7 protein-coding genes are annotated in these 9,697 nt (G+C 59.8%); 3 read left to right on the forward strand and 4 right to left on the reverse strand.

The genetic code is table 11. The features are described from left to right. The first annotated feature begins 293 nt into the window (after window positions 1-293). Window positions 294-1,076, forward strand: a complete 783-nt coding sequence (locus VXJ24_RS02025; RefSeq protein WP_330971246.1) for an HAD family hydrolase — start codon at window positions 294-296, stop codon at window positions 1,074-1,076. On the opposite strand, the gene VXJ24_RS02030 is transcribed toward VXJ24_RS02025, so the two are convergent. The 4 genes from VXJ24_RS02030 to VXJ24_RS02045 form a co-directional block, all read right to left on the reverse strand. Next, on the reverse strand, window positions 1,073-1,447 hold the full coding sequence (locus VXJ24_RS02030; protein WP_330971247.1) for a heavy-metal-associated domain-containing protein: 375 nt from the start codon (window positions 1,445-1,447) through the stop codon (window positions 1,073-1,075). The two genes, VXJ24_RS02025 and VXJ24_RS02030, sit on opposite strands and share 4 nt — an antisense overlap. Window positions 1,448-1,596: 149 nt before the next feature. Further along, complete coding sequence (rnhA, locus tag VXJ24_RS02035) at window positions 1,597-2,139, reverse strand: ribonuclease HI (protein ID WP_430623806.1); 543 nt, start codon at window positions 2,137-2,139, stop codon at window positions 1,597-1,599. Between the two features lie 3 nt (window positions 2,140-2,142). Beyond that, on the reverse strand, window positions 2,143-4,842 hold the full coding sequence (gene polA / locus VXJ24_RS02040) for a DNA polymerase I (RefSeq protein WP_330971248.1): 2,700 nt from the start codon (window positions 4,840-4,842) through the stop codon (window positions 2,143-2,145). Between the two features lie 150 nt (window positions 4,843-4,992). Then, the gene (locus VXJ24_RS02045; RefSeq protein ID WP_330971249.1) at window positions 4,993-7,083 is read right to left on the reverse strand and encodes a glutamine synthetase III family protein; all 2,091 of its coding nucleotides are present in this window, start codon (window positions 7,081-7,083) and stop codon (window positions 4,993-4,995) included. 683 nt (window positions 7,084-7,766) lie between these two features. Here VXJ24_RS02045 and VXJ24_RS02050 point away from each other — a divergent pair. Further along, a complete protein-coding gene (locus tag VXJ24_RS02050; RefSeq protein WP_330971250.1) occupies window positions 7,767-8,042 on the forward strand; it encodes a hypothetical protein in 276 nt (91 codons plus the stop codon). A gap of 752 nt (window positions 8,043-8,794) precedes the next feature. After that, window positions 8,795-9,697, forward strand: a 903-nt coding sequence (gene istA, locus VXJ24_RS02055; protein WP_330971251.1) for an IS21 family transposase, incomplete at its 3' end; no start/stop codon positions are given.

The raw sequence follows: 9,697 nt of genomic DNA on the forward strand, positions 1-9,697 counted from the left end.
AAGAACCTGCTGGCCACATGCTTAATTTCACTTTGAAAATAGCGCATCCCAAGACACCTGAATGCCTTGGGAACCGTATTTCCCGCTCAGCGACAACCATAGCGCGGCAGACGGCATATAAGGCTTCCCGCGCATGAAAGGAAGGATGCAGACAGGTTTCCAGCCAGGGACGCTCCTGTTGCCCTGGACCTCCGAATGGTCTATTCCTGCACCTTCGTCCTATCCTCTGCATAGATGAGCTGCAGGCGGGGAACGGTGTAGTAGAGGTTTCGGCAATTCCGGAGGGTGCTTCGATGATCAAGGCGGTCCTATACGACCTGGACGATACGCTGCTCAATATCAATCTGACTGCGTTTGTGGCCCAGTATCTCTCGGGCGAGGCGAAGCTGCTCTCGAAGATAGCAGGAATCCCCTATCCGAAGACGATGCTCGCAATCACCCAGGCCTACCTGGCAGTTGATAGCCAGGAGCGCACCGATGACCTCACGAACCGCCAGCTCTTCGATTCCATCGTGTACGCCCGTACCGGCATCCCCCTGGCAGATCCTGCGATTGCCGATGCCGTGACGTGCTACGAGGAGACAGAGCTCCCGATGATGCGCGACGGCCTTGTCCAGGCACGTCCGCGTGCCGGCGTCCGCGAGGCGCTCGAAGCCACGAAGAGCCTGGGCCTCATCTCGGCCCTGGCAACGAATCCCCTGTTCTCGCTTGCGACGGACGAAGTCCGCATGGTCTGGGCGGGCGTCACGGACGACGACTTTGCCGCCATCTCGACGCTTGACAACTCGAAGCGCTCGAAGCCGTCAGCCCGCTACTACGAGGAGTTCTGCGCAAGCATCGGGTGCACGCCTGACGAGTGCCTCATGGTCGGAAACGATGCCCGCCGCGACTTCCCGCATCCCGATATCGGACTGCCGACAGCCTATGTCGGCCATGCCTGGCCGAAGCGCGCCATGTTCCGCGGCGACCTCCTGAGCTTTGCAGAAGCCCTCCCAGGCATCGTGGCGTATCTTGACGCCGCCGACACCCAGAAGGGCTGTCTGAACAATATGCCTGATGGAAAGGGCGAGGCCTAGGCGAGCCTGTATCCTGCTTCCTTGACCGCACGGGCAAGTGCCGCCTCGTCGATCTCCTTTTTCGAGCGCACATGTGCCGTGCCGGAAGCAAGGTCGACCGTTGCCCAGGTCCCATCGACAGAATCGAGCGCATTCGTCACATTGCGGGCGCAGTTCTCGCAGTGCATGCCCTTCACGGCAAGATCTGCCACATACGGGTAGTGCGACTCATCCGTATCCTCGATCCTGCGGGTCGGGAACGTCTTGGCACCATCCTTCTTGGCACCAGAGCAGCAGTCGCGCTTGCCAGAGAATGTCTGGCCGGCACGGCGCGCCGCAAAGAAGAAGGCAACCGCGACAATCGCGATGATGATGATATCGACAGCACTCATAGGCACTCCTTTGTCCCTGTCTGTTTGATGATGCTAACTTAACACCCCTGAGGGGTATATGCAAGAACCACAAAGCTCTCCCCAGAGCAGACACAAAAGAGGGACAGGATGGATATCCCGCCCCTCAAGAGAATCTGCTTGCCTGTACCCTATCCAGCAAATCCCGGATCTTCTGCCCAGGATGCACGGTCATCTGCTGCCGTCGTTGCCAGCTCATCGCAGCGTTCGTTGAACTCGTGGCCTGCATGCCCCTTGACCCAGATGAAGCTCACGTCGTGCGGACGCATCGCATCGAGAAGACGCCGCCAGAGATCGGGGTTCTTGACCGGCTGCTTCGAGGCGGTCTTCCATCCCCTCTTCTGCCAGCCTTCGACCCAATGCTTGTTGAACGCGTTCACGACATACTGCGAATCGGAGTGGAGCTCGACCGTGCAGGGACGCTTGAGCGCCTCGAGCGCGACGATCGCTCCCATGAGCTCCATGCGATTGTTCGTCGTGAGCCTGTATCCCTGCGAGAACTCGCGCCTGTGGACCTCGCCCTTCGAATCCGTGAAGAGAAGCACAGCGCCGTAGCCGCCCGGTCCCGGGTTTCCCCTGCTCGAACCATCCGTATAGATGGTGACCTGCATGCGCCGGGGAGCCTGAGACACATCCTCCGGGTGCTGGCGCTGGAAATCGTCGAACGATGCCATTCCCTACTTCGCCTCCGCCCAGTTCGCACCATAGGAGACTTCGGCAATCAAGGGCACGCGGAGCTCTGCCACGCCTTCCATCGTTTCCTTCACGAGCTGGGAGAGCGCCTCGATCTCGTCTTTCGGCACCTCGAAGTCCAGTTCGTCGTGGATCTGGAGGACAAGCTTCGATTTCAGGCCCTCTGCTGCAAGCTTCTTCGGCACTTCCACCATTGCCATCTTGATGATGTCAGCAGCGGTGCCCTGCATCGGGTGGTTCATGGCCGTACGTTCGGCAAACGAGCGACGCTGGAAGTTCGAGCTCTTGATATCGGGCGTATAGCGGCGCCTGCCATAGGCAGTCAGTGCATAGCCCTTCTCGCGTGCGAACTGGATGCACCAGTCGAGATAGGTGCGCACGCCCGGGTAGACCTCGAAGTAGCGGTCAATCATCTGCTGTGCTTCGGCACGGGAGATCTTGAGCGACGTCGAGAGGCCATAGGCCTGCTGGCCATAGACGATGCCGAAGTTCACGGCCTTGGCACGGCTCCTCTGGGCAGGCGTGACCTCCTCGACCGGCACGTTGAAGACACGTGCTGCGGTCTGGCGGTGGAAATCGGCCCCGGAGCAGAAGGCATCGATCAGATGCTCATCGCAGGAAAGATGTGCCAGGAGCCTGAGCTCGATCTGCGAATAGTCGCAGGCCAGAAATACCGAGCCCTCAGGCACTGTGAAGGCACGGCGTACCCTGTGGCCAAGCTCAGAGCGGGTCGGGATATTCTGGAGGTTCGGGTCGGAGCTCGAGAGGCGTCCCGTAGCTGCGACGGTCTGGTTCAAGGTCGTATGGATGCGGCCATCCTTGCGGATGTCTTCCGGCAGGGCGTCGAGATAGGTCGAGCGGATCTTGTTGCGCTCGCGGTAGTCGAGCACCTCGCGCACGATCTCGCTCGTCTCGGCAAGGTCGGAAAGCACCTTCGCATTCGTGGAATAGAAGCCCTTGCGCGTCTTCTTGAGGCCGACTGTGGGCAAGCCCAGCACATCGAAGAGCACATGGGAGAGCTGCTGCGGCGAGTCGATATTGAAGTCCTCGCCTGCCTCCTCGTGGATCTTCTCTGCCATAGCATCGATCTCGGAACCAAGCTCCTGGCTCTGGCGGGCAAGCTCTCCTGCGTCTGCATGGAGTCCTGTCCTCTCCATCTGGAGGAGCACCGGCAGAAGCGGCATCTCCACCTCGCAGAAGAGCTCGTCGCACTCATCCTCCTTGAGATGCTTTTCGAGCTCGGGCACGAGGAGCTGGGACCCATAGGCTTCGAGTGCGGCCGCCGGCGCCTTGTCAGTCGGCTCAGGCAGAGGAGCCGAGAGCACACGGGAGCAGATGTCAGGTACGAGATAGGAGACGCCTTCCGAGCGCAGCAGGTAGTCTGCAACGCCGACATCGAAGATGCGGGAAGGGTCTATCTCTTTAGCTTCCACTTCGGCAGCATCTGCCGAGTCATAGGGGCACACGAAATGGAGAAGCGCCTTCACATCTCCTGCGGCAAGCTTCCCCTCATGTACAAGGCGGCAGAGCGCCTCTTCGCACGCATCTCCCTCGAAGCGCATGAGGACCGCATCGGTTGCTGCCCAGAGCACGCGCTTCGGGGCATCCGAGAATAGGTCGAGCGACATCTGCTTCTTGTCCTCGAGAGGCTCAAGCGCACATCCTACCCACGAACCATCCTTGATTGCCTTGTCGAGTGCTGCCTCTGCCTTCTTGCCCGTGACGACAGCTGGAAGCTCCAGCGCGGCAGGCTCTGCCGGCGCCTCGGCACCCTTCCCCTCGAGCTCGATGAGCCTTGATGTCATGCCCGTGAATCCGAGGTCGCCGAAGGCCTTTGCGACCTTGGCCGGGTCGAACGTCGGGAACTTTGCATCGGCGAGGTCGATATCGATCGGTGCATCGCGCCTGATCGTCGCGACCTTGCGGGAAAGGAGCGCATCATCGATGTGTGCCCTCAGGTTCTCCCCCATCTTGCCTTTGACCTCGTCGGCGTGTGCCACGACGTTGTCGAGGGTGCCGTACTGGACGATCAAGGCTGCTGCCTTCTTGGGGCCGATGCCGGGAACGCCCGGGATGTTATCGGACGTATCACCCTTGAGTCCATAGAAGTCAGGCACGAGATCGGGGGTGATGCCGTGATAGAGGTCATCCACCGATTCCGGCGTCATGATCTGCACGTCGGAGACGCCCTTCTTCGTCGATACGATCTTCACATGGTCCGTTGCAAGCTGGTACATGTCGCGGTCGCCCGTAAAGAGGAGCATATCGTAGCCCTCATCCTCGCCCTTCTTGGCAAGGGTGCCCAAGATATCGTCACCCTCCCAGCCTTCGCATTCGCAGACCGGCACATCGAGGGCGCCCAGAAGCTCCTTCACCATCGGGAACTGCTCGTGGAGCGCTTCGTCCATGGGAGGGCGCTGCGCCTTGTACTGCGGCAGCATATCAATCCTCACCTGCGGCTTGCCCTTGTCGAAGGCACAGATGACGCCGTCAGGCTTGAACGTCTCGACCATCTTGATGAACATGTTGAAGAAGCCGAAGAGGGCATTCGTGGCACGTCCGTCCGGTGCGCTCATCGGCTGCATGATTGCGTGATAGGCGCGGTGCATGAGGGAATTGCCGTCGATTACGGCAATGCGGCGGCGCTTCTCTTCCGCTTCCTGGGTAGCTGCTTCTTCAGCCATGGCTGACCTCCTGCTCGCTTGTTTTCCCCACCATTGTACCGGGAGAGGCGAGCACAGCCCTGTGCGAGAAGAGGTCTACATAGAGCAGCGCCCCCGGCTGCTGAGCAGCCGGGGGCACCGCTATAAGCATTTGGGGGAAGAAATGCTTCCTTACACGTAGAAGAGCATCTTGTTGTAGGAGGGAACCGGCCAGTACTCGTGGCTGCAGATCTTCTCCATTGCATCGACATCGCTCCTGAGCTTTGCCATTGCGGGGATGACCTTGTCACGGTAGCCATCGTCCTCAGCCTGGATGTCATCCTCTGCCTTGACCTCGTCGTTCGTCTTCTCGAGCGCGTCAACGTCGGTGAGGATGGCATTGATGCCGTCAGTGAGGGTCTGGACGAGCTTCTTCTCGCCTGCAGCATCGATGCCGATGGCATCCTTCGTGGCCACGGTCTGCGCGATGTCTCCCGAGTAGTCGGAAAGCGCCGGCAGATACATGTGCCTGGTCATGTATACCATCGTGTTGACCTCGATGTTCAAAAGCTTTGCATACTGCTCGGCCTTCGCGATGTAGCGTGCATGGATCTCGGAGTCGGAGAGGACGCCGTACTTCTGGAAGAAGGCGATGTTCTCCGGCTTGATGAGGGCAGGAAGGGCATCAGGCGTGGACTTGAGATTCGGAAGGCCGCGGCGTGCTGCCTCCTCCTCCCACTCCTCGGAGTAGCCATTGCCGTCGAAGAGGATGCGCTGGTGGTCGCGGAACGTGTGGCGCACGAAGCGCATAGCGACGGTCGTGAAGTCCTCATCGGAGCGGTCGGCGACATAGTCGACGAAGCGCTCGCACTGCTCTGCGACAGCGGTGTTGAGGACGACATTCGGGTCGGACAGGTTCTGCTGGGAGCCGCACATACGGAACTCGAACTTGTTGCCGGTGAAGGCGAACGGAGACGTACGGTTGCGGTCCGTGTTGTCGCGCAGGACGTTCGGCAAGGCCGGGACGCCGAGATCCATGACCTCGCGGCCATGGTTCTCCGGCTCCTCCTTCTTGATGAGAGCGTCGACAATCGGCGTCAGTGCATCGCCCAGGAAGACGGAGATGATTGCGGGAGGCGCCTCGTTCGCGCCGAGACGGTGATCGTTGCCGGCAGAGGCGACAGAGAGACGGAGCAGGTCTGCGTGGGTATCGACAGCGGCGACCAGGCATGCGAGGAAGACGAGGAACTGCAGGTTGTCCTTTGGATCGTCGCCCGGCTCGAGCAGGTTCTTGCTGTCGGCACATACTGACCAGTTGTTGTGCTTGCCGGAGCCGTTGACATAGTCGAACGGCTTCTCATGCTGCAGGCACACAAGACCGTGATGGGATGCAAGCAGGCGCATCTTCTCCATCGTGATCAGGTTGTCGTCGATAGCAAGCGAGCCGCGCTCGAAGATCGGGGCAAGCTCATGCTGGCACGGTGCAACCTCATTGTGCTTGGTCTTTGCCGGGATGCCGAGCTTCCAGAGCTCGTCGTCGAGCTCCTTCATGAACTCGTTCACGGTCGGACGGATGGAGCCGAAGTAGTGCTCCTCGAGCTCCTGGCCCTTGGCCGGCTCGCAGCCGAAGAGGGTGCGGCCCGTGAGGATCAGGTCCGGACGCTGCTTGTAGTCGTCCTCCTTGATCAGGAAGTACTCCTGCTCAGGGCCGACGGTCGTGAAGACGCGATGCGGATTTTGGCCGAAGAGGGCAAGCACACGCTTTGCCTGCTTCTCAAGTGCGACCTCGGAACGCAGAAGCGGCGTCTTCTTGTCGAGAGCCTCGCCCGTGTAGGAGATGAAGGCCGTCGGGATGCAGAGCACCTCGTCCTTGATGAAGGCAGGAGAGGTCGGATCCCAGACCGTATAGCCGCGGGCCTCGAACGTGGCACGAAGGCCGCCCGACGGGAAGCTCGATGCATCCGGCTCACCCTGGACAAGCTCCTTGCCGCTGAAGGCCATGAGCACGGTGCCGTCTTCGCGCGGGTTGATGAACGAGTCATGCTTCTCGGACGTGATGCCGGTGAGCGGCTGGAACCAGTGCGTGTAGTGGGTCGCACCATGCTCGAGCGCCCACTCCTTCATCGCATGGGCAACCTCGTTCGCGATATCGATGTCCAGAGGATCGCCGTTCTTGATGACGGTCTGCAGCTTCTTGTAGGTCGGCTTCGATAGCCGTTCCTGCATGTCAGCATCGGTAAAGAGCAGACTGCCATACTCTGCTGTTACCTTGTCTGTTGCCATGTACGCCTCTCTCCCTTGAGCAAGTGGTACGTATCTGGTAGGCGGATGCAGCCAGTGGCCGCATCTGATGATTCAAAGACTACCGCCACATTGTTTCATCAATTGTTTTCTCATGTTTCCCACAGATAAAAGATTGCAGACCAGCACAAGACCGACACGTATCCACGATCCAAACAGAAAAGAGGCCCCGGTCCGATGGGCCAGGACCTCTGAGAGTTCGCTCATAAGGTTGCCGGATGGGTGGATGCGACAAGGACTCCGGGCAATGATCCAGCTGTCGGACATTCATACCTGTATGTATATGATGGCTGGAATGGCTTATGTCGATTATAACTATCCAGGGTTTACATCTACCTTTGGGACTTTTTTCAGTGGTTAGAAACTAGGCTGCAGCAGTTTACTATTGGCATTATGGAAGGGCACTGATGCGAAAACAGATTGGTCTCATGCTTGCTGTCCCCTCGCTCATCCTGCTGTTACTCACATTATTGCTTGTACATCTCGCTGCTAGCGATCAAGGGGAAAAGCATAATCGAAGCGATGCCCTTCCTCCTATGCAGCTTGCCGGCACAGTCAGAAGGGTCACTCCCGGCATTCTGAATGAAGATGATACGTATCTCTATGTCGAGGTTACGAGCTGCAACTGGGATTCCCTTCCCCAGCCAGGTGAGACAGCCTGCCTTGTGTATACACCTGAGCGTCTCGAAGGCCCTGCTCCTGCTGCAGGAGACGCGATAACTGCTCTCGTAGACAAGGACATGGTCCATGCCACGATCGAGGGGGCGAACCAGAATGTCGTTATCGTCTATTCGATCAGGACCATAGCCTACGCAGAAGAGCAGCAGCAAGCTGAACAGGAACGTCGACAGGACTACGAGAAAAACCGAAAGACCTATGAGGAACTAGATCGCAGGCTCAAAGAGCAAGTCCAGGCCATGCAGTCTCCGCAGCTTGGCTGACATTCTTTTCCATATCTCCCGCGCTTGTCCACAAGGAGGAAACCTGTTAGGGAAACGCTGAATAAATAGCGTCGCACTCGCGGGCTCCCGGCCGCACGGGATACCTCCAAGTGGGATAATAGGCATGTCTACCAGCGCAGATATCCTTCCGGAGGCATTCTGAGGTGGACCCCAATCTCCGCACACTGCTAGGCAGTGAACCTTCCTGCATGCTCCATGGGGGTCAGCCATCCCAGGCGCTCCTGCCCCCTGCGATCGCTGCAGCAGCCGGCGTGCCTGCCGGCAGGCGCCATGGCCCCCTCGGAGGGAGATGCGCCGTGTCTCCCATCTGCTCCTCCATCCGTCCCCAGAAGCTCCCGATGCATGCACTGTCCCGGCAGCATGCCCGCCTGGACATGGACTGCCGGATCCCGGGCTCCCGGGGCCTGTCCCGGCAGGCCCGTGCGGCATGGTGGACGCCCCGGTCCGAGCATGCCCAGATGTCGTCGGGAAGGCCGGGCCCCTGAGCTGGTCATATGTTTTGTTTTCTTTCAATAAGAAGTGAACGGTAATATCACCAGGAATTGAACATCCCGATGATCTGTTTCTGCACATCCCGTTCACGGGACATGGCATCTCTCCGCACATGAGCCAGAGGTCACGGCCATGCCCCACAATTCCTTTCTGGCGGGCAAGACAGCGACGAACGTCCCGCCAGAAGGAGGAAAGGAAAGATGACCGTGTCCCCTGACGTACAACAATGTATCAGACGGATGGATGCCGACGGAGCCGGGCCGACCGAGATAGCGGAGGCCCTCGGCGTGTGCCGCAACAGCGTGTACAAGTATTCGAGGATGGAGGACCTCTCCCCGCAGCCGCCTGTGGCGGAAAGGAGGAAGAGGCCTGCAATCGACAGGTACGCCGATTTTATCGTCGGCATACTCGTGGACGACCGCTCCGTCCCCAGGAAGCAGCGCCACAGCGCGCAGAAGATCTTCGACAGGCTCGTCGCCGAGCAGGGCTACGCAGGATCCTATCCGACGGTGTGCCGCTTCGTGAGGGAATGGAAGCTCGCGCAGGAGCAGTCCCCACGCGACGGCTTCCTCGAGCTCGACTGGGCGCCGGGCACCATGCAGGCCGACTATGGCACCTTCACCGCCACCGTCGCAGGTGAGAGGCTCGAGCTGAAGCTCCTCGTCGCGACGTTCCCGCATTCGAACGTCCGCTTCTGCATCGCGATGATGTGCGAGAAGGCAGAGTGCTTCTGCGAGGGGCTCGTCGAGATATTCGAGATGGCAGGGCGCGTGCCGCGCCTCGTCGTGCTCGACAATGCCACCGAGGCGGGGCGGATGCTCTTCGGCAGGGTGACGGAGTCCAAGCTCTTCTCCCAGCTCAGGGCCCATTACCGCTTCGAGGCCAGGTTCTGCAACCCCGATTCCGGAAACGAGAAGGGATCGGTGGAGAATGCCGTGGGGTTCCTGCGCCGCAACCTCCTCGTCCCCGTGCCCTCCGTGCCGAGCCTCGATGCGCTGAACTCGATGCTGCTCTCCGGCTGCAGGAGGATCAACGCCACGGCGAAGAGCAGGCTGCACGGACCTGCGCCCAAGGCCTTCGCCGAGGACCTCGCGGCGATGATGGCCCTTCCGGGCGTGCGCTTCGACTCCGTGAGATGGGTG

The sequence above is a fragment of the Olsenella kribbiana genome, from assembly GCF_036408795.1.
In the GTDB taxonomy this organism is placed as follows: domain Bacteria; phylum Actinomycetota; class Coriobacteriia; order Coriobacteriales; family Atopobiaceae; genus Olsenella_L; species Olsenella_L kribbiana.